Source organism: Nocardia sp. CC201C, assembly GCF_030010695.1.
Lineage (GTDB): Bacteria > Actinomycetota > Actinomycetes > Mycobacteriales > Mycobacteriaceae > Nocardia > Nocardia otitidiscaviarum.
In genome coordinates this window covers 1-19924 of the sequence record NZ_JASCXP010000035.1, presented here as the reverse complement: position 1 = coordinate 19924, position 19924 = coordinate 1, and the positions used below count along the sequence as shown (strand labels likewise).

23 protein-coding genes and 1 pseudogene are annotated in these 19924 nt (G+C 66.6%); 13 read left to right on the top strand and 11 right to left on the bottom strand.

The genetic code is table 11. The features are described from left to right. Positions 1-25: 25 nt before the first annotated feature. Positions 26-355 carry a hypothetical protein gene (locus QK444_RS06460; protein WP_282778053.1) on the top strand — a complete coding sequence of 110 codons (330 nt, stop codon included), beginning with the start codon at positions 26-28 and terminating at the stop codon, positions 353-355. Positions 356-627: 272 nt separating this feature from the next. On the opposite strand, the gene QK444_RS06455 is transcribed toward QK444_RS06460, so the two are convergent. Next, positions 628-771: a hypothetical protein gene (locus QK444_RS06455; protein ID WP_282778052.1), complete on the bottom strand. Its 144-nt coding sequence runs from the start codon at positions 769-771 to the stop codon at positions 628-630. 390 nt (positions 772-1161) lie between these two features. On the opposite strand from QK444_RS06455, the gene QK444_RS06450 reads away from it, so the two are divergent. Continuing rightward, complete coding sequence (locus tag QK444_RS06450) at positions 1162-1497, top strand: hypothetical protein (RefSeq protein ID WP_282778050.1); 336 nt, start codon at positions 1162-1164, stop codon at positions 1495-1497. A 473-nt stretch (positions 1498-1970) separates the two neighbouring features. On the opposite strand, the gene QK444_RS06445 is transcribed toward QK444_RS06450, so the two are convergent. Further along, on the bottom strand, positions 1971-2312 hold the full coding sequence (locus tag QK444_RS06445) for a hypothetical protein (RefSeq protein WP_282778048.1): 342 nt from the start codon (positions 2310-2312) through the stop codon (positions 1971-1973). A gap of 278 nt (positions 2313-2590) precedes the next feature. Between QK444_RS06445 and QK444_RS06440 the strand changes: the two genes are divergently transcribed. Continuing rightward, positions 2591-3136 (top strand): hypothetical protein, encoded by a 546-nt coding sequence (locus tag QK444_RS06440; RefSeq protein ID WP_282778046.1) that lies wholly within the window; start codon positions 2591-2593, stop codon positions 3134-3136. A gap of 78 nt (positions 3137-3214) precedes the next feature. On the opposite strand, the gene QK444_RS06435 is transcribed toward QK444_RS06440, so the two are convergent. Both QK444_RS06435 and QK444_RS06430 read right to left on the bottom strand, forming a co-directional pair. Next, positions 3215-3730 (bottom strand): hypothetical protein, encoded by a 516-nt coding sequence (locus QK444_RS06435; RefSeq protein ID WP_282778044.1) that lies wholly within the window; start codon positions 3728-3730, stop codon positions 3215-3217. Between the two features lie 643 nt (positions 3731-4373). Next, on the bottom strand, positions 4374-4733 hold the full coding sequence (locus QK444_RS06430) for a hypothetical protein (RefSeq protein WP_282778042.1): 360 nt from the start codon (positions 4731-4733) through the stop codon (positions 4374-4376). Between the two features lie 322 nt (positions 4734-5055). Here QK444_RS06430 and QK444_RS06425 point away from each other — a divergent pair, with 322 nt between their 5' ends. The 4 genes from QK444_RS06425 (at position 5056) to QK444_RS06410 (ending at position 8225) form a co-directional block, all read left to right on the top strand. Beyond that, positions 5056-5649 carry an RDD family protein gene (locus tag QK444_RS06425; RefSeq protein ID WP_282778040.1) on the top strand — a complete coding sequence of 198 codons (594 nt, stop codon included), beginning with the start codon at positions 5056-5058 and terminating at the stop codon, positions 5647-5649. A 200-nt stretch (positions 5650-5849) separates the two neighbouring features. Beyond that, positions 5850-6518 carry a LysE family translocator gene (locus QK444_RS06420; RefSeq protein WP_282778038.1) on the top strand — a complete coding sequence of 223 codons (669 nt, stop codon included), beginning with the start codon at positions 5850-5852 and terminating at the stop codon, positions 6516-6518. 355 nt (positions 6519-6873) lie between these two features. After that, entirely contained in the window at positions 6874-7479 is a 606-nt protein-coding gene (locus QK444_RS06415) for a dihydrofolate reductase family protein (RefSeq protein WP_282778036.1), read from the top strand. A 179-nt stretch (positions 7480-7658) separates the two neighbouring features. Next, positions 7659-8225: a hypothetical protein gene (locus tag QK444_RS06410; RefSeq protein ID WP_282778035.1), complete on the top strand. Its 567-nt coding sequence runs from the start codon at positions 7659-7661 to the stop codon at positions 8223-8225. A 202-nt stretch (positions 8226-8427) separates the two neighbouring features. On the opposite strand, the gene QK444_RS06405 is transcribed toward QK444_RS06410, so the two are convergent. Beyond that, on the bottom strand, positions 8428-9381 hold the full coding sequence (locus QK444_RS06405) for a LysR family transcriptional regulator (protein ID WP_282778033.1): 954 nt from the start codon (positions 9379-9381) through the stop codon (positions 8428-8430). Positions 9382-9498: 117 nt separating this feature from the next. On the opposite strand from QK444_RS06405, the gene QK444_RS06400 reads away from it, so the two are divergent. The 4 genes from QK444_RS06400 to QK444_RS06385 all read left to right on the top strand — a co-directional run bounded on the left by QK444_RS06400 (position 9499) and on the right by QK444_RS06385 (position 11011). Then, entirely contained in the window at positions 9499-9810 is a 312-nt protein-coding gene (locus QK444_RS06400) for an EthD family reductase (RefSeq protein WP_282778031.1), read from the top strand. A 190-nt stretch (positions 9811-10000) separates the two neighbouring features. Beyond that, entirely contained in the window at positions 10001-10438 is a 438-nt protein-coding gene (locus tag QK444_RS06395; protein ID WP_221937872.1) for a phage holin family protein, read from the top strand. Continuing rightward, a complete protein-coding gene (locus QK444_RS06390) occupies positions 10435-10740 on the top strand; it encodes a DUF3618 domain-containing protein (protein WP_282778028.1) in 306 nt (101 codons plus the stop codon). Before QK444_RS06395 ends, QK444_RS06390 begins: the two co-directional genes overlap by 4 nt. Before the next feature lie 4 nt (positions 10741-10744). Next, positions 10745-11011: a DUF4235 domain-containing protein gene (locus tag QK444_RS06385; protein ID WP_039810455.1), complete on the top strand. Its 267-nt coding sequence runs from the start codon at positions 10745-10747 to the stop codon at positions 11009-11011. Positions 11012-11114: 103 nt separating this feature from the next. On the opposite strand, the gene QK444_RS06380 is transcribed toward QK444_RS06385, so the two are convergent. The 5 genes from QK444_RS06380 to QK444_RS06360 all read right to left on the bottom strand — a co-directional run bounded on the left by QK444_RS06380 (position 11115) and on the right by QK444_RS06360 (position 18248). Then, complete coding sequence (locus tag QK444_RS06380) at positions 11115-11531, bottom strand: multidrug efflux SMR transporter (RefSeq protein ID WP_282778025.1); 417 nt, start codon at positions 11529-11531, stop codon at positions 11115-11117. Between the two features lie 33 nt (positions 11532-11564). Then, positions 11565-11885: an SMR family transporter gene (locus QK444_RS06375; RefSeq protein ID WP_195119791.1), complete on the bottom strand. Its 321-nt coding sequence runs from the start codon at positions 11883-11885 to the stop codon at positions 11565-11567. Between the two features lie 85 nt (positions 11886-11970). Beyond that, on the bottom strand, positions 11971-12450 hold the full coding sequence (locus tag QK444_RS06370; RefSeq protein WP_282778021.1) for a MarR family transcriptional regulator: 480 nt from the start codon (positions 12448-12450) through the stop codon (positions 11971-11973). 56 nt (positions 12451-12506) lie between these two features. Then, positions 12507-13277, bottom strand: coding sequence for a DNA-formamidopyrimidine glycosylase family protein (locus tag QK444_RS06365; RefSeq protein WP_282778019.1), 771 nt, complete (start codon positions 13275-13277; stop codon positions 12507-12509). 18 nt (positions 13278-13295) lie between these two features. Then, positions 13296-18248 (bottom strand): DEAD/DEAH box helicase, encoded by a 4953-nt coding sequence (locus QK444_RS06360; RefSeq protein ID WP_282778017.1) that lies wholly within the window; start codon positions 18246-18248, stop codon positions 13296-13298. Between the two features lie 113 nt (positions 18249-18361). Between QK444_RS06360 and QK444_RS06355 the strand changes: the two genes are divergently transcribed. Then, positions 18362-18907: a histidine phosphatase family protein gene (locus QK444_RS06355; protein ID WP_282778015.1), complete on the top strand. Its 546-nt coding sequence runs from the start codon at positions 18362-18364 to the stop codon at positions 18905-18907. On the opposite strand, the gene QK444_RS06350 is transcribed toward QK444_RS06355, so the two are convergent. Next, positions 18858-19538, bottom strand: a complete 681-nt coding sequence (locus QK444_RS06350; RefSeq protein ID WP_282778014.1) for a TetR/AcrR family transcriptional regulator — start codon at positions 19536-19538, stop codon at positions 18858-18860. The two genes, QK444_RS06355 and QK444_RS06350, sit on opposite strands and share 50 nt — an antisense overlap. A 68-nt stretch (positions 19539-19606) precedes the next feature. On the opposite strand from QK444_RS06350, the pseudogene QK444_RS06345 reads away from it, so the two are divergent. Continuing rightward, positions 19607-19924 (top strand): annotated as a pseudogene (locus QK444_RS06345) (patatin); the annotation flags it as partial.

Sequence of the window (19924 nt, the reverse complement as noted above, 5' to 3'; positions counted from 1 at the left end):
CATCCCGACAGAACGGACCCCCGCCATGAGATTCCGCCCCACCGCGATCGGCTACCTGCGCTCCGACATCAGCGGCGTCCGCCAAGCCTGGGACGAGTCCCAGATCCGCAGCCTCGCCGCCCGCCGCGGCTTCGACTTCGCCAAGATGATCGTCCTCGACGGCCGCACCGGCAAACCACCCCTCGCGGCCCTGAAATCCACCATCACCCGCATAGCCGCCAGCGCCGTCTTCGTCCCCAGCACAGCCCATTTCGACGGCGACACCGTACCCCCCGCCCTCCTGAACGTCGTATCCGTGATCACCATCGACCCGGACAACACCTACCCCCGATCCGATGCCGACCCACGGCGATGACACCCCGGCACCGACCGGCGACGACCAGCCGCGCGGCTGGCTCCAATTCCACGACGGCACATGGGCTCTCCTCTGGCCCGACGGCCGCGTCACCCCCTACCCCGATCCCCGAACCGCCCCAGTCGACCCGTACCGCGACGACGGCCAGCTCCCCCGGACCAGCGCACCACCCCGCCCCCTCGCCCGCGTGATTGCTAGCGCGCAGCCGAGGCCGAATGCCATCCGGGCGCGAACACGGGGGATTGATTCCGAGGGCAACGGTCTTCACCACATCAGAACGATCGCCTCCAGATCAGAACGATCATCTCCAGGCCCACGACGTAGCCGACGAGCGCCGCGGCCACACCGCCGAGCACCACTACGAGCCAGGACCTGCCGCGCCACCGAAGTGTCACCACCACGAGGGTGGTGAACACAAGAATTCCGATGAGCAGAGCTACGCCAGGTGAGTGATCGACGTACATAGGGTAGCTATCTGCGTTATTGGAGTTCACCGTGGTCGAATCGGCTCATCGGGACGCGATGTTTCACCGCTGCCAGGAGATATCGGCCACTCTCGTTATGCCTGGCAGGCCCTTGGACAGGGGCTACGCAAGGTCTCCAGAAACTGCGGGTACACGAACGCCCTCTCATGCCGCTGATCGCGCTGACCGATCGGTCGGCGGGGGTCGGCCGAAGATCAACGGGCCGAACTGACCCGAGATCAGCGGAACTTTCGCAACTGCCGATTACATAGCGCTCGTGCAGTCAATGATCCTGGGGGTTGAATCGCCCCGTGTTCCGTGCCCACTCCCATCCACGACGCCATGAGTGACCTGGATGCGAGCGACATGGCGAAAAAGATCGTCAGCCGCCTCAACAACGGTGATCCGGACAAAGTGATTCTCGGTTATGCCAACCCCGAACCACGCGAACAACGACGAGCCGCCATCGCACGCGCACTCCCCGCTCCCGGTTGCCGCTACACGATCCTGCAAGTGCGGGACCTAGGTGAGCGGCCCGACCGCCTTCACCCCATCTATCGATTCGAAATCGAGGTCATGCAGCGTTGCCAGGATGGCACCCCGGAGAGCAACAGGACCATAGGGCTCGAGCTGGTGCCGGACATGGGTGACTGGGTTCCCTGGAAGGTCATCCCCTGACGAGTCTTCACGCTGATCCTTGCAGCAGACGACCAGCGGCGACATCCGTACTTGCCGGATGGCGCGCTGACCGAACCGGCCGTGCTGCGGCCGGCTGAACGCGCCAACTTCCGAGTTTCGAGTGATGGCCGTCCCGGATGATGACCATGACAGAAGGAAGTGCAGAGTCGCTGGTGAGTGGTTGCTGTGCATCGAGTTCCTCGCGGCCTCCCTTATCGCGCGCAAGGATCTGGTCACGGCGGCAGAAGGAGACCTCCTGCGGGAGATCTACCTGTCCTTTCGCTGAACCGTCCGGAGTACGCCCGAGACTTCGATATTCGGGCCAGGATATTGACCGCGCTGGAACCGGGCGATTCCAACGTCTTTGATCGGGGCGCTCCTGCCCTCCGCTCGCGAGCCACCCGAATCCCGATACGGCTGAGTAGCGAACGCGCGCTCGAGCCGCTGGTGGCGATTACCGCGAGTTTCGTCCGTCAGGGAATCGGTCGATCTGTGGAGCACACTCGCCAGCCGTCGGCGCCGCGCTCGAGCCTGAAGCTCACACTCTGCAGGTCAGCCGCTGTCGAAGTCCGCAGTTCAGTGTCAGCGACTGCGGTCTGATCGGAGATATCGACCTCCGTGAAACGCTGAACCTCGATCCGGCGGCCTTGTCCAGGACCCTCCCACCAGATCATCAGGTCGGTCAGTGGACCGAAATCGCGGAAGTCTTCCGCGATCGCACCGCAGGCCGTGCTTCGTAGAGTCGCCACATCACCGGCGTTCAGGGCATCGACATGCCGGTACACCGCCTGCTCCACCGCCCACTCGTCACTCATCGGCACGGGAGTATCCGCCCGAACCGCTGTTCCTCCGAAACACATGCTGACCAGTGCCGTAGCCACAGATGCCATCACCGTGACGAACCTCGGGCGCGGAACTGGCTTCGCGATCTGAACTAAGCCAAGCATCACGATCCCCTCTCTCGGAACTGCCGATGACGCGTTGCCCCGCTCACCTCAAACGACAGACGGCTACTTTACAGCTATCTTAAGTTGGGCTTGTTTCACCACTGTTCCGATTTATCCGCGTCAGACCACCAAGAACGGATGTGTGGATGAAGCGACTGCGAGAGCTGCCTTTCGCTCCGCTGTGGGTCCTTGCACCTCCGGTATTCGCGGCGATGTGGGGATTTGCAGCGATCAGCGGGTTCGTCTGGTTCGGCATCCCCTTTGCTGTCCTGGTCACGGCCATCTTCGCTGTCGGCGTCGCGAGGGAGCGTCAACGCTACGGAGGTCGCGAGCGGATGCGTGATTTTTACCGGGCCGTGCACGCACGGCAACTACCCATTCTGGCTTCGCCCTATGACGCTATCCGCTGGGGTCAGTGGATCATGGAGGAACGCGTCCGTCGTCGCGCGGGCCTGGCGCTATCCTGGTTCTTTCTCGCGCTCGCAGCCTTATGTCTGATCCTCCCGGCACTTCTCACCGTGAAAGCCCCCCATGGCTACACGGGTAGCCTCGGCTTGCCGGTCGCCGGAGTAATCGGCCTGGTGGTGTTCTCGTGGATCCGATTCGCCAACCAACGTGTCCTCGCGGCGCTCGATGCGCTGGCCCAGCAGGGAACCGCGCGCGGATACGGCAACCGCCTCCAGGTCACCTAGCCCGCTGGCGAATGGGGTGCAACGCGCTAACCGAACACGCCTTCATGCCGATGAGCGGGAGTTGATCGCCATCTCGGGTCAAAGGTCGAACCAGGCGGTGCTGGTCCAGTTCGGAGTCTCACCGGGGATGAGTTGGAGGTGGAAGTCCGGGCCGTCGTGTGTCCTGCTGAGTTCGGGTTCGGTGAGTTGGCTGATGGTGCACATATAGTCGCCGTTGGGCAGTTCGATGCCGGAGCCGTACCAGTCCTTTTGCCGGTCGATGCGTTGGTCCTCGAATTGTGCAGCCATCGTGAGGATTTCGTAGTTGACGACGATCAGCTCACCCTTGGTCACGGTGATGGGGCCGATGGCTTGCCGGGCGATCGGGAACTGCGGTTCCACCGATGAGGCGGATACGTCGATCCGCCAGCTGCCCTCGCCCCCTGTACCCCAGAGCAGCATTGCTCGCCGCTCCATTTCGGATGCGAAGTGCCCGAACAGCGACTCCAAGGTCCAGTTCTCGCTCACGAACGTCTTGTAGGTGTGCAGGTCCACGATGCCGAGGAAACCCGAGTCGTCCGGCATGTTTTCGATCCGTATCGGAAGCTGCGCCATGCACTACTCCTTTCAGAGGCCCAGTGGTGCCCGATCGTGAGCGGTGTTTGCTCGAACCCCGGAGTTGGAGCTTTCGGCCTGCCAGCTCATCGGTCCAGGCTTTCATGGCGCACTGAGTCTGGCCAGCTACCCGTGGAACCGGCACGCCACCTCGAACCGGCGGAACGTACTCTTTTGTCGGAGTACGAGCCCGTGCCCACTTCATCGCGGAGAGTGCGCCGTTGGGCTGCTGCGATTGCGCTGATCACCGTCGTACTGCCCGCTGCTTGCGTTTCGAACAGAGGTGACGACATCGATTGGTCCGATCTGATATCGGAGATGTCCGAGGTCAACCGGCTGGCGGCCGAAGACTCGGAATACCAAGAGGTGACCTCGCCCGGTGCAGGTGCGACCGCAGGCACTTGTCGAAGCCGAGCAACGGCTGGGACTTCATCTCGACCCTCAGTACCGGGAGTTTCTGCTACATGCCAATGGGTGGGAGGACTGGAACGGGTACAGCCACTACAGGTAACGATGCGAACGTACCGTAACTCCGCTTGCCGGGCCGGTTCGGACCATCAGGGCCGCAATCGGAACGCACTGAACTGCCGATGGGCGGATGCAAGGTGACGTCAGTTCATGGGCCGCGCCCTCGTGCTGGTGGTCAGCAACGTGGATCGGCGACTGTGCCCAGGTAGAGAACGAAGAGATACCCGGCCATCATGACGAGTATCCCGGTGGTGAGCAGCAAGTGCACAGACCAGTGCGAACGGGCAGGAATCATCCACAGGTAGATCAGCAGGAGCGATCCGACCGCGAGCATGGCTGTCGAACCGATGATCTGAATGCCCTCTACGACAGCGTAATCGTGGTCACGCTGGTCCGCGCTGCCATGCGCGCCCAGATCGCAGAAATCCCCGTTGGCCGGGGCGACCATGTACCCGCCCAACGTGATCGCCGGCCCGATGAAGACCGACGCGAGAACGTAGATCACTGCAATCGACAAGGGCCAGCTCTTGGTCATGGTTCCGGACAGTAACCAACGACTGTGGCTGCCCGGCGGTCGTCGTGTGGAGATCCTGTGTCCCAGCGGCCATCCGCTCATGCCGCTGGGCGAGCGGTTCAAGGTGGCCATGCGGACGTTCAAAAGATCAACGGGCCGAGCTCATCTCAGCGGGCATTAGGTCATTGCTTCGTCTTCCGAAAGATATTCGGGGACAACGTGATAGCCGTGCGAGTCCAGCCGTAACGCCGGAAGTGGGTGAGCCGATCTCGGCATGTATCCAAAAGCTGCGCTGCTGGGGGGAATTCGTTCGTCCAGAGTGCCAGAGCACAGATGAGGTCCGATGGCCTACGAAGCTGCACCCTTCTTCCGCCGGCTCGCTGCCAGAATTCTGGATCTGGCGTTCTGTCTTGTCCTGACGTTCGTGGTCGCCATACCGGTATCGATTCTCTGGATTCCGATCGGACTGATGACTGAGGGAGTGGGTGAGGATATCGTCTACGGGCTGGGTGCAGCGCTGTGCTACTTCATCGCGTACGTCGGGCTGGAGGTGTTCCTGCTGGTTCGGCGGAAAGGGCAGACCCTCGGCAAAGGACTGCTCGGATTGCGCGTCGTGCCGACGGCGGAATCGGTCGTGCCACGTATCGGCCTGGGATCTGCGGTTATTCGGATGCTGATCATCTTCCTGCCATTTGTGTTCCTGTCGCTGTCAGGAAATTTCCCGGAGTCGAGCATCCTCAATGCGCTGGCCATACTCGGCCTGCTGTCGTTCGCGGTCAGTCTCGTCCTCGCAGCTATCCCGACGGCTCGACGGCAGGCACTGCATGATCTGGCCGCAGGCAGTCGAGTGGTGCGCGCAGCCAAGCGCAAGATCGATCTCAAGACGGATCTCGTCATGGTGCTGCCGGGCAAGGTAAGCATGACGAAACTTCCCTGAACTTCAAGCAAGACGCTTCCAGCACCAAGTGGCATCCGCTGTAGGAATACGAATGCACGCACATGCCGCTGGTCGCGCTGACCGAACCGGCCAGCGCGGGCGGGCGGCAACGGTTGATCTGGCACCGGCCGAACGGACCGTATTGCCGAGTTGAGGACTCTCAGGTGCAGTAGCCAACGGTGTCGGGCCGTTAGGTTGTGGTGCCGCAGCGATTCTGGTGTGATCGGATTGTGCTGCCGAATCTGCTGGCGTTCACCGCCGTGGCCGTCCTCCTGGTCGCCATTCCCGGTCCAGCGGTAGTTCTAACGTTGAAAAGTGCGCTCCTGCGGGGACGACAGGCAGCGTTCGGCGTGGCATTCGGCGTGCTGGTGGCAGATCTTGTGTGGGCGATGGCCACTGCTGCTGGGCTAACAGCCTTGCTGGTCTCCTCGCAGATCGCTTTCGACATTGTGCGGGTAGTTGGAGCGCTGTATCTCCTGTACCTCGGTGTGCGGCTGGCGCTGTCGCGGAACCTCGCGGTCTTGGGTTCGGCTACACAGGCGCGGACGGAGACCGATCGTCGGGGCGGACTGCTACGCAGTTTTCGCGAGGGTCTGCTGTGCGACCTGTCCAATCCGAAGACCATGATGGTGTTCGCGAGCGTGATCCCCCAATTTCTCAGCAACACAAGCCATCCCGGCGAAGCGTTCGTGCTCGGTCTGGCGTTCGCCGTCGTGGGACTATGCTCGTTGTTGGTTTACGCGATGGTGTTCGGGACCGCGCGGCGAGCGGTGAAGAACACTCGGGTCACGCGGGCGCTGCTACGTGGCAGCGGAGGTGTGTTGGGGTTGTTCGGCGTTGGCCTGCTGGCCGAAACCTCCGCGACGTAGCTGTTACCGCATCGGTGGCGGTCCATGGGATGCCACAGCGGTGAGACTACCGCTGTCGTCTGTCGAATCCGCTCATTCCACTTACGGGCGGCCGGGACCATCCTGCCGATACGCCCTAGCCGAACGCTGCGTGCTGAGATCTATGCCAGTGTTTCACCAGGTGGGCCGATACCGTGATGCGGTGAACGATGATGCCGTTCGGCCAGAGTGGGGACGTCTGAGGAAGGTTGCGTCACCGATGAATGGCGGGCGGCGACTGGCCTATAGTGCCGAGCTCGTCGAGTGTGAGGATCGGCCGATGAATCTGCCGCCCCCGGTCGGTCAAAGCTCATGACACCGCAGAAAGGACACCGTCATGTCGGAGCTTCTCGTCGACTTCATCACGACCCTCGACGGCTACGCATCAGGGGAGGGGTGGCCCGGTTTCTGGGGCCTCGAAGGCCCGGAGTACCTCGCATGGCTCGGCGAACAACCAGAGCCCACCTATCTGATGGGAGCCAATACCTACCGCCTGATGTCGGGCTTCGCCGCCGGCGAGGTCCCGGCTGGCCAGGACGAGTTCAGGCCCGAAGAGGAGGCGTCCGTCGACGGGCTCACCCGAGCGTCCAAGGTGGTGTTCTCCTCTTCACTGGAGGAGCCACTGACGTGGGCCAACTCCACGCTTGTCCGAGACGACGCCATCGAGACGGTTCGCGCCATGAAATCGAACGGCTCGGGGCTGCTCACTACGATCGGCAGCCTGAGCCTGTGCCGTTCCCTGTTGCGAGCCGGGCTCGTCGATCGATTCCGGGTCGTGATGTTCCCGGTCATCACCGGTGCCACGGGCGCGGAACGCATCTACGACGGCTACCCGGACGTTGCCCTCGAGATGATCGAGCACCGTACCTTCGACGGTCGTACCCAGTTGGTCGAGTACAGGCCCCGCGTCCTCGAACGCCCGCCGCTCGGTGCTCCCGCGTGATGTCGCGCGTCCGCCGACGGAACACTTGGCGATGAGCCGAGGTCCGAAGGGCGGAAGAGCTCTGTTTCACCGGCTTCCGTGCTCCAAGCGAATGCCAACGGATCGTTGATGCCCGGCGGTTAGCGTGCTTCGCGAGGGCCGATCATCGCAGGCCCGACCATCCGGTGAAGGAGTGTGACGTGGCGGAGCAGAATCGGCGGGTGAGCGACAGCGTCTACGAGGTTCGGTTCGGTTTCACCGTGCGGGATGTATCGACGATCGCCGTGTGCGCAGGATTCGCTCTTGTCGGTTTCCTTCCCGATTGCCCGCTCCTGCTACGGATCGCCTGCCTGGGTTTTTTCGGCGGGGGCGGATTGGTCTACCTGTACAAGATCCTGAGCATGACGTTGTCACGTCGTATCGCATTGCGTGTCGACCACACCGGTATCACTCTGGGCGAGTCCCCGATTCTCGGCGACCGCCAAGGGGCTGTGAGCCTTCCGTGGGCGCAGGTCACCTCGGTCGCGGTGGTGACAGAACCCGGCCGCTACCCCTTGACCTACATCTGCCTGACCACGCGAGAGCGATCATCGACATTGCCGAATCCGCCCGGCTCGTGGAGCGAAGGCGGCCCCGATTTCCGCACTCCGCTGCCCGGTCTGTTCTCGGTGAGTCGGCGGATCATCGGCTGGGAAGTGAATCGCACACGATTGGAGCACGCCGTGAAGCGCTACGCCCCGGAGGTCGACGTACGCTACTTCAGCTGATACCGCCGCATGTGGTTGTCCACGGTCGGCGACTACGGCCAGTACCGGTGATCAGCACCGCTCCGCAGCCCACATTCGCCACTCGCCCCCCGCCCTGGGCGCGAACCATCTCGGCGAAAATGGCCAAGGCTGCGCGGTCTTCGGGCGGTCCAAACCACATCCGTTCTGCGCCTGTACTTCTGCTGGTGCAGCCTCCGCCAACTCACCCGCTCGCAGTGTCGGCTGACGTTCGTCTCGAGTGATCTGCCGCGCCTAGGTCCGGCAGCCAGTGCAGCTCGTGTGCCAGGGTTTTTGCTACGCCGCGGATGCGGCGGTGTAGTGGCGACTGCACGCGCGGGAGGACCAGGTGGATCGTCAAGGGAGGTGCGCCCCGCAGCGGTCGCCAGATGAGACCGGCCGGTTGTGTCGTGATCGCGGCTTCACCGGCCGGGGCGAGGGTGAGGCCGTCGAGTAGGTCGCGCTGAGCCATGTCGAAAGAGACTGTGGGCGTGACGAATCGAGGTCGTGGTCGGATGTCGCGGAACAGTGCGGACAGCTGATCGTGGACCGGGGGGTTGGCCGTGCGGTCGGGGAGTCGCAGCGGATACGCGGCCGCATCGGCGATCGCGATCTCCGGGTGTTCGGCCAGCGGATGATGTTGTGCCAATTGGACTCCCACGCGTAGCCGCCGCAGCAGGAACCGGCGCACGCCACGACCCGGCTGTTCACCCCGGGTGATCCCCGCGTCGATGCGGCCATCGGCGACCGCGGGGGAGATCTCCGGTGTCGCCATCGGGACCGCGCTGACATCGAGACCTGGGCTGCTGCGAATTATTCTGTCCACCAAGGCCGGTGCCGTCCCGGCCCCAGCGCTGAGGCTGTATCCGATGCGCAGCGTGCCCAGTTCACCGGCTCCCGCCTTCCGGGCGGTGTCCCATGCCCGGTCCAGCGCCGCCAGCGCGGGCGGCGCGGACTCCGCCAAAACCGCACCGGCCGTGGTCAATACGACGCTGCGCGTGTTGCGAACCAGCAAGCTCGTACCGAGTTCGGCCTCCAATCGGCGTATCCGGGCGCTCAGTGCGGGCTGGGCGATCCCGATCCGTGTGGCCGCGCGGGTGAAGTTCAACTCCCGCGCGAGCACCAGAAAGTACCGCAGGCTCACCGTATCCGGAGCCACATGCCCTCCCGGTCGATTGATAACGATCCGTTCTGAGTCTATCCCGTACCGGTCTTTCCCTGGTCCACGGATCAAGCCCTAACCTGCGCATATTCACTCACACACCGAGAGGCGGCCATGCACAAGTTGGTAGTCCTGTACCCCAAGCCCGTCGACCCCGACCACTTCCGCGACTACTACGTGACCAACCACCTTCCACTGGCAACGAAGATGCCCGGCCTGCTCGCCTGGCGCTACAGCTTCGACGTGGCGGCGACCAACGGAGCAGCACCGTACTTCGCGGTCTTCGAAGCCGACTTCGCCGACGCCGCCGCGTTGGCCGCGGCGTCGGCGTCGGAGCAAGGCCAGCGGGCGGCCGCCGATGTCGTCAACTACGCGACCGGCGGTGTGGTCATCATCGACTATCCGGTGCGGGAGGGGACCAGCTGAGGCGGGACGGCAGTGGTGATCCGATGCTTGCGCGCGCCTTACCGCGACGCTGCCTGTCCGAGGAGGTGGCACCGCCCGCGAGCGGTTTGCCCCGGTGTCAGACGCACGGGTTTGGGTAGCCGGTTGACAGAGGAGTTCGGGGCTGCCCGGACATAACCATCGAGAGAGCGTGAATGCGGAGGTGATTGCCGTGTCGGGTGCGCAATCGCAGCACATCGGACCCGGGCCAGCCACCCACGATCCGAGCCGGGAGCCGGTCGGTGAGCTGGTGCAGCAGGCGTCGCAGCAGCTCACCGAGCTGGTGCGTGGGGAGCTGCGGCTGGCACAGGCGGAGATGCGGGAGAAGGGCAAGCGGTACGGAATCAGTGGCGGGCTGTTCGGCGGTGCCGCCGTGGTCGGATTTCTGACCTTGCAGGCCCTGGTCTTCACCGTGATCGCGGCGCTGGCCGTGGCCTTGCCGATGTGGGCGTCGGCGCTGATCGTCACGGCGCTGCTCGCCGTGATCACCGCGGTGCTGGCGCTGGTCGGCCGCAAGGAGGTCGATCAGGCCACCCCGCCGACACCCGAGCACACCATCGAAACCGTCAAAGCCGATATCGCTCAGATCAAGGAAAGCGCACACCGATGAATCAGCCGGACTCGGAGAAGAAGACCGCGGCTTCCGTCGACGAGTTGCGCGAGCAGGTCGAGCACACTCGTGCGGAACTCGGGCAGACCGTCGAAGCGCTCGCGGCCAAGACGGACGTCAAGGCCCGCGCACAGGACCGGGCCGAGGCGGCCGAACACCAGGCCGCCGCCAAGGCGGAACAGTTGAAGCACAAGACCACCGACGCCGCCCAGCAGGCACGCAGTCACCCCGGCCTCGTACTCGCGGGTGTGGCGGGCGTGGTGATCGCGGTGTGGGCGGTGCGTCGCCGACGGAACGGGTGATCCAGTGAAATCAGTCGACATTGCCTACAAGCCGATCGGTCTCGTCCTGGGCGCGGTCAGCGGCCTGCTCGCCGCGGCGGTATTCAAGCAGACCTGGAAGATGCTCCGCCACGACGAGCAGGTCCCGGAAGCAACCGACCCGGATCGAAGCTGGCGCGAGGTCCTGCTCGCCGCAGTCGTCCAAGGCGCGATATTCGCCGGAGTCAAGGCCGCCGTCGACCGCGCCGGCGCCACCACCACCCACCGCCTGACCGGTACCTGGCCCAGCTGACGCGCCCGGCGGCTGTCATGACGGCCTCGGACGACGATGGCTCCGGCACGACAGTGAAAAGCACCGCCGCGTGGTGGATCACGCGGCGGTGCTCGGCTGTGCGTCAGGCCTGTGCGGCGGCAGGCACGTCTCGGGTGCGGTCGAGTTTGGCGCTGTCGGCGAGTTTGAGCCAGATGACTCCGCCGATGATGACCGCGAGCCAGAATGCTTTGGCCAGGGTCAGGGTTTCGTGGAAGAAGACCGGTCCGAGGAGGGCGGCGCCGACGGCGCCGATACCGGCCCATACGGCGTACCCGATCCCGACGTCGATCTTCTTCAACGCGACGCTGAGGAAGTACAGGGTGAAGAGGAAGAAGACGATGGCGACGGCCGACCAGAGCGGGTTGGTGAATCCCTCGCTGCCGTTCACGCTGAGGGCGTAGCCGATCTCGAAACCGCCGGCTGCCAGCAGCGCCAGCCAGGGTCCGGTCTTCTGTTCGACTGTTGCGGGTGCCGAATGGGGCGTTGCGGTGGTGGTCATGGGAGTTGTCCTTTCGCGAATGCGGGGAGGGGGTTACACGGTTCCGGCGAGATTGAGTCCGACTACGCCGACGATGACGATGGCGATGCCCAGCAGCTTCTTCCAGGTCAGGCGTTGGGCGAGGAACAGCGCGCCGATGACGACGATCGAGACCCCGGCCAGTGCGGTCCACAGGGCGTATCCGACGCCGACGTCGAAGGTCAGCAGGGCGAGGCTGAGGAAGAAGGTGGCGATCGCGCCGCTGACGAGCGTGCCGATCGTCCACCGCAGGTTCGTGAAGCCCTGTGCCTTGCCCGCGGCAATGCCGACGGCGACCTCGAAGATGACCGCGATGCCCAAGTAGAGCCAGCTCATGACGATATTCCTTTCAACGGGAGTATAAATGCATGTACATGCAGGTATATGGACAGTGAAAGCCGATGCCGTGACAGCGGGTGGTTCAGGGTGCGAGCAACGCTTCGATCTCCCGCAGGGCCGCCCCGAGTTGTCTGATGTCGACACCGGGGAAGTGGGCTGAGGCCGCGGTCAGGAGTTCGGTGATGCGATCTTCGTAGGGGGATCGCGCATCGCGGACCAATGCCTCGCCTTGCTCGGTGATGACCGCGTAGACACCGCGCTTGTCGTCCGCGCAGAGGTCGCGACGGACGTAACCCTTCGACTCCAGGCGAGTCACCAGGCGCGTTGCCGAACTCTGATTCAGGCCGACGCTCTGCGCGAGATCATTGACACGCAACTCCTTTTCGGGCGACTGGCTCACCAGGCTCAGCGCACGAAACTCCGTCAGCCCGACGCGATAGGTATCGGCGAGCCACCGATCGAGGTTCGCGTCCACGGCGGAGGTCAGTGCGGCAACCTTCGACCAGGCGGCGCTGACGTGACCCTGCGGCATCCGACTCGTCTCAGTTTGTTGCATGTACATGCATGTAAGGTAACAGGTCTGCGGCGACAACGCCAGTCGGAAGCGAAAACAATTCCTCAGTCGGATGGCCGGGGCTGGCAGCGGGGGCAGAAGTAGATGCTGCGGTCGGCGCGGGTGGGCTCGTCGGGGTCGGGGAGGTGGCGGGCGATGAGGTTGGTGGCGCAGCGGGGGCAGGGGCGGTGGTGGCGGCCGTAGGCCAAGGCACGCCATGGAGGGTGGTGAGCGGCCCGGGTGAGGACTCGGTGTGCTTCGTCGACGAGCGCCGGAAGGTCGTCTATATGGGCGATCGGGGTGGCGGGGTGCACCCTGCGGAGGAAGCAGATCTCGCTGCGGTAGATATTGCCTATCCCGGCGAGATTGCGTTGGTCCAGGAGGGCGAGGCCGATGGGCTGGTCGGGGTGGGCGCGCAGGCGGCGGAGGGCTTCGTCGGCGTCCCAGTTCGGACCCAGCAGGTCGGGGCCGAGGTGGACGGTGGCGGTGTGTTCGTCGGGACGGGGCAGCACCTCCACCAGGCCGAGGGAGAAGCCGACCGCCTGCGTGTCGGCGGTGGCGAGGATGAGGCGGGCGGTGAAACCCGGCTTGGTCCAGCGTTGTCCGGGGGTGTAGACGCGCCAGGTGCCTTCCATTTTCAGGTGGGTGTGGATGCTGAGGCGCGGGGTGCGGACGAACAGGTGCTTGCCGTAGCTGCCGACACTGTCCACCGGATCGCCGCGCAGGTCGAGGGTGGCGTAGCGGGGTACTCGGAAGTCGGTGCGGGTCAGCGTCTTTCCGACCAGCGCCGCGCGCAGCCGCTCGGCCGCGAGGTAGACGGTGTCACCCTCGGGCATATCGCTGCCGTGGGACGGTCACGGACGGCTCCGTAGTCGGAAGCCGCGCGGGGTCGGGGCGAAGCCCGCCGAGGTCAGGAAGTCGGCGAAGGTGTTGCCGTGCACGGATTCCCCGTTCACCCGGTCGATGACCAGCGAATCCACGCGCCGGGCGTGTACCAGTCCGGCCAGGGCGCCGGCGGCGGCCGTGCGCGCCGCCGGATCCTCGGTGAAGGTCAGCAGTGTCTTGCCCCCGCGCTCCAGATACAGCGCCAGCTCGCCCTCCACCAGCACCACCAGCGCCCCGGCCTTGCGTCCTGGCCGATGCCCCGCCCCTTCGGCCGCCGCCTTCGGCCACGGCAGTGCCGCCCCGTACGGATTCGCCGGATCGCAGGCGGCCAGCGCGACGGCGGCACCCGATGCTTCGGCGGAGGGTGCGCCCTCGACACCGTCGCCCGGGTAGCGGATGCGGTCGGTTTCGTAGGAGCGCAGCCGGTCCACCACATCGGTGGTCGAGAACTGCGCGCCGCCAAGGGAATCCACGAAATAGCCGCGGCGGCAGCGGCCGCGATCCTCGAATTCGGTGAGCACCCGGTACATGAGGGCGAAGCCGCCGGGCACGCCTTCGCTCAGCACCGAGCCGCGGGTAAGCACGCCATAGCGTTCCAGAAGGACATCGGCGGTGGCGTGGGCGCGAATCGTATTGTCCGCCACGCGCTCCGGAAGCAGCGACCAGCGTCCGGCCACCCGGGGCGGACTGGTGCGGACCGGTGCGCCCGCGCGGGGGAGGTACATGCGCCCGCGCGGGGCGCGGCGCGGCGTGCGGTGCGCCGTGGTGGTGCGGGTGGTCCCGGAGAGCAGCGCGCGTACCGGGGCAAAGGTGTCGCCGCCCACATGGCCCGCCCACACCAGCTCCCACAGGGCCGTCACCACCTGGGATTCGTCCTCGATCCCGGTGGCCTCCGCCAACTGCCGGAAGAAGTACGCCCCACCGGAACTCGGCACCACCTGGGCGGTGGCGGGTCCGTCCACACCCGGTGCGGTGTCCGTGCCGATCACGGTCGCGCCCATGGCCGTCAGCAGGCTGATGTGTACCTCGCCGAGTTCCAAGTCGTCGGGCGGCGGCAGGGTGAGGGGCGTTTGTTCGGCCGGATGCAGGGCGATCCAGCCGTCCTTGGCGGTGATCGCGCCGTGGCCGGACCAGAGGACCTCGCCGGTGGCCAGGAGTTCGTCCAGCATGGCCGGGGCGTAGTCGCGCACCCGCGAGGGCAGGATGAGCGATTCCCAGGCCGACGCCGGAATGGGCACGCCCGCAAGCTGTTCCACCACCGCGGCGACACCGTCCACGCCGCGCAGCTCCCCGGTGCCGATATGTTGCCAGGCGGGCAGGAAACGTCCGAGGGCGGCGGTGGCGACCGGCTCCACCTCCTTGCGGGCGGCGGCGAGTGAGCGGCGGCGCAGGCGGCGCAGCACCTGGTTGTCGCACCATTCGGCCCCTGCCGCGCCGGGGGTGAATTCGCCTTCCACCACCCGCTTTTCGATAGCCAAACGGTGCAGGGCGGTCGCCGCGACGGCCGGGCCGAGTCCGAAGCGGTGTGCCACCGCGTCCACGGTGAACGGCCCGTGGGTGCGGGCATAGCGGCCGACGAGATCACCGAGCGGATCGGCCACCGGTTCCACGAACGCCGCCGGAACGCCGATGGGCAGCGGTACGCCGAGCGCGTCGCGCAGGCGCGCGGCGTCCTCGACCGCCACCCACCACGACGACCCCGCGAAGGAGACCTCCAGCGCCCGATGGGTTTTCACCAACTCCGCGAACCATTCGCGTGGATCCTCGACACACCGCAGGGTGGCCTCCGCGGCGGTGAGCGGCCCCAGCAGCCGCAGCAGATCCGCCAGCCCCTCCAGATCGCGGGCGTGCCGCTCCGGGGTGAGCCGCTGCAACTCCCGCTCGGTCAGCTCCAGCACCGCCGCGTCGAGCAGCTCGCGCAGCTCCACTCGGCCCAGCAACTCCGCGAGCAGGCTGGAGTCCAGCGACAGCGCCGCCGCCCGCCGCTCGGCGAGGGGGCTGTCACCCTCGTACATGAACTGCCCGATGTAGTCGAACAGCAGCGAATTCGCGAAGGGCGACGGCGTGGCGGTCTCCACCTCGACGAGCCGCAGTTGCCGCCGCGCCACCCGGCTCAGCAGATCGCGCAGTGAGGGCAGGTCGTACACGTCCTGGAGGCATTCGCGCACCGTCTCCAGCAGCATGGGGAAGTCCGGGAACTTGCGCGCCACATCGAGCAGCTGCGCCGCCCGCTGCCGTTGCTGCCACAGCGGAGCCCGTTTGCCCGGATCGCGGCGCGGCAGCAGCAGCGCCCGCGCCGAACACTCCCGGAACCGCGAGGCGAACAGCGCCGAGCCGCCCACCTGCTCGGTCACCACATCGTCGATCTCATCCGGTTCGAAGACGAACAGCTCGGCCCCGGGTGGCTCGTCGGTGGTGTCCGGCAGCCGCACCACGATCCCGTCATCCGATGGTGTCGGCGCGGCATCCACCCCGAACCGCTCGCGCAGCCGTGCCCCCACCGCCAGCGCCCACGGCGCGTGCACCGGCAGCCCGTACGGCGAGTGCAGCACCAGCCGCCAATCACCCAACTCGTCCCGGAACCGCTCCACCAGCAGCGTTTTGTCGGTCGGCAGCTGCCCGGTCGCCGTGCGCTGCTCCTCCAGCAGCGCAACGAGATTCGCCGTGGCATTCTCATCCAACCCCGCCGCCGCAGAAACATCCGGCAAGCTCAGCTCCGAGCCGCCCGCAGCTGACGCCTTGCGTGTCCGGCCCTGCCGCCCGGTGGCCTGCTTTCCCACCTTGCCACCGGTCGCGCGCGCCTGGGCGGCGGCGTGGCCCGCACCGTCGTCCGTATCCGACTCGTTGTGTGCGGCAGCGAGCGTCGTGAAGCCGTCCCGCCGTGCTGTAACCGGCGACGCTTGGGACGAGTCGGCCCCGTGTGCGGTGTCGGTCGCGCCGGACTCGGGAGGTGTCGCGGCGCTGGGGTCGGACGCCGTGACGCGAGAGGAGACCTCGGCCGCCCGTAGCCCGCTGTCGGACGCACTCGTGCTCCTGGATGTCCGGTCGGGTGTGTCCCCTGCGCCGCGTCGGCCCGCCCGTTCGACCGCCTGCCCGGCCTGCCGCACGAATTCCCCCAGGGCCGCGCCCAATTCGGCCGGGCGGCCCAGCGAATCACCGTGCCAGAACGGCAGTCGCCCCGGCTGGCCGAAGGCGGGAGTCACCAGCACCCGGTCGAAGGTGATCTCCTCGATGCGCCAGCTGGTGGCCCCGAGCGCGAACACATCCCCGACGCGGGATTCGTACACCATCTCCTCGTCGAGTTCGCCGACGCGCGAAGCCTTCTCGCCCACCATGAACACCGGGAACAGGCCGCGATCCGGAATGGCCCCGCCGGAGGTGACCGCCAGTCGCTGCGCCCCCGGCCGTCCGGTCAGCGTCCCGGCGTCGCGATCCCACACGATGCGCGGCCGCAGTTCGGCGAACTCGTCGGACGGATACCGCCCGGACAGCAGATCCAACACCGATTCGTAGGCCGAACGCGGCAGTGCCGCATAGCTTCCCGTACTCCGCACCACCTCGAACCAGGCATCGGCGTCCAGTGGTTCCAGCGCGCACGCGGCCACGGTCTGCTGGGCGAGGATGTCCAGGGGGTGTGCCGGAACCTTCAGCTCCTCGATCTGCCCGGCGGTCATGCGCATCGACGCCACCGCGCAGTGGATGACGTCGGTGCGGTGCTTGGGGAAGATCACGCCGCGCGAGATCTCGCCCACCTGGTGTCCGGCCCGCCCGACCCGTTGCAGCCCGCTCGCCACCGAGGGCGGCGCTTCGACCTGCACCACCAATTCCACGGCACCCATATCGATGCCGAGTTCCAGACTGCTGGTGGCCACCACGCAGCGCAGCCGCCCGCTCTTGAGATCGTCCTCGATGAGCGCCCGCTGTTCCTTACTGACCGAGCCGTGGTGCGCCCGCGCCAGCAGCGGCGCGGCACCGTGCACCACCTCGGTCGACGGACCCAGTTGGGCGGGCGGCGCGTGCTCGGTATCCACCGCCTCCCCGAGCCGAGCCGCGTACGCCTCGTTCAGCCGGGCGGTGAGCCGTTCCGAGAGCCGCCGCGAATTGGCGAACACGATGGAGGACCGGTGTTCGAGCACCAGGTCCACGATGGCTTCGTCCACATGCGGCCAGATGGAGGCGGCCTCCCCGGACTCGTCGGGCTCGGTCATATCCGCCACCGGCACCCGCACGGTGAGGTCGAAGGTCTTGGGCGCGGGCGGGGACACGATGGTGATCGGAGCATTGCCCACCAGGAACCGCCCCACCTCGGCGGGCGGGCGCACCGTGGCCGACAGCCCGATCCGCTGTGCCGGGCGTTCGGTCAGCAAATCCAGTCGGGCCAGTGAAAGCGCAAGGTGCGCACCGCGTTTGGACCCGGCAATGGCGTGCACCTCGTCCACGATCACGGTGTGCACCCCGCGCAGCGTCTCGCGCGCCGCCGAGGTGAGCATGAGGAACAGCGACTCGGGAGTGGTGATGAGGATGTCGGGCGGCGTGCGCTGCATGGACCGCCGATCCGCGGCGCTGGTGTCCCCCGACCGCACCCCCACCCGGATCTCCGGCGGCTCCGACCCCAACCGCTTGGCCGTCTGCGTCACCCCCACCAGCGGCGCGCGCAGATTCCGCTCCACATCCACGGCCAGCGCCTTCAGCGGCGAGATGTACAGCACGGAGGTGGTGCGCGGCCCCTCCACGGGCTCGCGTGCGGCCAGCCGGTCGATGGCCCACAGGAACGCCGACAGCGTTTTGCCCGACCCGGTCGGCGCGACGACGAGCGTGTGCTCCCCGGCGGAAATGGCCTCCCAGGCCCCCAACTGCGCGGCCGTCGGCGCGGGGAACGCGCCGTCGAACCACTGCCGGGTGGCGGGGGAGAACCGATCCATGCCCCCAGTCTGCACCCGGGCACCGACATCGTCCGGATATCACCCGGTCACAGTCGAGACAACGGCGGGCAATCGAAGTACGCCCGCCGATGCCGCGCGTACGCTTTCCAACCGTGCAGAAGGTGCTAAGACTCGACCTGGTCAGTCACGGCATGACCGAGGCGATGCGCAAGGCACGATTCCCCGTCGACGAACCGCTCACCGAAGCCGGGCGGCGGGCCGCCTCCGCCTGCGGACGTCTCAATACCGCCCGGGTGCTGACCGCACCGGAACGCCGCACCGTCGAAACGGCCGCCCTGATGGGCCTGCTGGGCGCCGAGGAGGACCGACTACGCGACCTGGACGCGGGCGCGTGGCGCGGCGGCGAACTCATGACGGTGCCCAAGGAGGACCTCTACGCCTGGCTCACCGACCCCACCTTCAAGGGGCACGGGGGCGAGTCCGTGGTGGACGTGATCGAGCGGACGGCCCAGTGGCTGGCCGACATCGCCGCCGACGGGGAGCCGACCATCGCCATCACCCATCCCGCCGTCATCCGGTGCGCGCTGCTGGTGGCGCTGGACGCGCCCGCGAAGTCGTTCTGGCGCATCGACATTCCGCCGGTGAGCATTACCCGGCTGCACTACCGAGGCGAGTGGACCCTGCACTTCCGGGCGTGACCGACTCACCAGGCGTGACCGCGCTACCGGACGCGCCGACGCCAACGGGCGTGATCATGGCCCGCACCGCATCGGTAATGAGCCGCGCCGACAGGCTCGGGTCGATGGCCCGCTGAATCCCCAGCCCCAGGCCGAGGCTCAGCACCGCGGTGGCGGCGTCCTCCGGCGGCATGGGCAGCGCGATGCCCAGCGAGCCTGCCAGGCTCTGCAATTGCGCGGCGACGGTGCCGCGAATCAGCGACAGATTGGACACCAGCGCGGCCTGCAGCGCCGGATCGTCGCGCGCCACGATGGCGAACTCGAATTCCAGCATGGTCCAGCCGACATCGCCGAGGGTGCGCTCGGCCCATTCCTGGAAGGCCGCCATGCGCTCGTCGAATGCCTCGTGCGCCGCCAGCAGCGCGCTCACCTCGCCGAACTTGGTCTCGTGAATGAGTTCGAGCACCTCCAGGCACAGCTGGGATTTGGTGCGGAAGTTGGAGTACACCGCGCCCTTGGAGTATCCGGCTTCCTCGGCGACGCGCTCCAGGCTGGTCTTGGCGTAGCCGTCGGTGAGGAAGAGGTCACGCGCGGTGGCCAGCAGCTCCGCGCGGGTGCGGGCCTGGCTCTCGGACCGGGTGAGACGTGGCATGCGTCGATTTTATGTACCGTCGGATTTGGGATACCGCCAGTATCCGAGAACTGCTAGTGTTCGAAACCATGAGTAACAGCAACGGGTCACAGCGGCGTGGCCTGGCAATCGGCTGCGGGGGCACGCTCGGCGCGGCGTGGATCGTCGCCGCGCTGGCCGCGGCGCGCGACGTACTGGACTGGGATCCGCGCACGGCGGACGTCATGATCGGCACCTCCGCGGGGGCCGAGATGGTCACCCTGCTCGGCAGCGGCATCGCGGTGGACGACCTGGTCGCCATGCAGCGGGGGACGTCGAGCGATCCGGTGCTGACCGCGCACCTGCGGGCGGAACCGGGCCGGTTCCCGCCGCCGCGACCGCGCCTCGGTGCGCTCGCGGCCCCACGG

Excerpts from the sequence above, each read along its gene's own strand:
- QK444_RS06370 (WP_282778021.1), bottom strand. The coding sequence starts at position 12,450 with ATGTACATGCAACAAACTGAGACGAGTCGGATGCCGCAGGGTCACGTC.
- QK444_RS06375 (WP_195119791.1), bottom strand. The coding sequence starts at position 11,885 with ATGAGCTGGCTCTACTTGGGCATCGCGGTCATCTTCGAGGTCGCCGTC.
- QK444_RS06400 (WP_282778031.1), top strand. The coding sequence starts at position 9,499 with ATGCACAAGTTGGTAGTCCTGTACCCCAAGCCCGTCGACCCCGACCAC.
- QK444_RS06440 (WP_282778046.1), top strand. The coding sequence starts at position 2,591 with ATGAAGCGACTGCGAGAGCTGCCTTTCGCTCCGCTGTGGGTCCTTGCA.
- QK444_RS06435 (WP_282778044.1), bottom strand. The coding sequence starts at position 3,730 with ATGGCGCAGCTTCCGATACGGATCGAAAACATGCCGGACGACTCGGGT.
- QK444_RS06425 (WP_282778040.1), top strand. The coding sequence starts at position 5,056 with ATGGCCTACGAAGCTGCACCCTTCTTCCGCCGGCTCGCTGCCAGAATT.
- QK444_RS06350 (WP_282778014.1), bottom strand. The coding sequence starts at position 19,538 with ATGCCACGTCTCACCCGGTCCGAGAGCCAGGCCCGCACCCGCGCGGAG.
- QK444_RS06450 (WP_282778050.1), top strand. The coding sequence starts at position 1,162 with ATGAGTGACCTGGATGCGAGCGACATGGCGAAAAAGATCGTCAGCCGC.
- QK444_RS06430 (WP_282778042.1), bottom strand. The coding sequence starts at position 4,733 with ATGACCAAGAGCTGGCCCTTGTCGATTGCAGTGATCTACGTTCTCGCG.
- QK444_RS06460 (WP_282778053.1), top strand. The coding sequence starts at position 26 with ATGAGATTCCGCCCCACCGCGATCGGCTACCTGCGCTCCGACATCAGC.
- QK444_RS06390 (WP_282778028.1), top strand. The coding sequence starts at position 10,435 with ATGAATCAGCCGGACTCGGAGAAGAAGACCGCGGCTTCCGTCGACGAG.
- QK444_RS06415 (WP_282778036.1), top strand. The coding sequence starts at position 6,874 with ATGTCGGAGCTTCTCGTCGACTTCATCACGACCCTCGACGGCTACGCA.
- QK444_RS06380 (WP_282778025.1), bottom strand. The coding sequence starts at position 11,531 with ATGACCACCACCGCAACGCCCCATTCGGCACCCGCAACAGTCGAACAG.
- QK444_RS06360 (WP_282778017.1), bottom strand. The coding sequence starts at position 18,248 with ATGGATCGGTTCTCCCCCGCCACCCGGCAGTGGTTCGACGGCGCGTTC.
- QK444_RS06445 (WP_282778048.1), bottom strand. The coding sequence starts at position 2,312 with ATGAGTGACGAGTGGGCGGTGGAGCAGGCGGTGTACCGGCATGTCGAT.
- QK444_RS06365 (WP_282778019.1), bottom strand. The coding sequence starts at position 13,277 with ATGCCCGAGGGTGACACCGTCTACCTCGCGGCCGAGCGGCTGCGCGCG.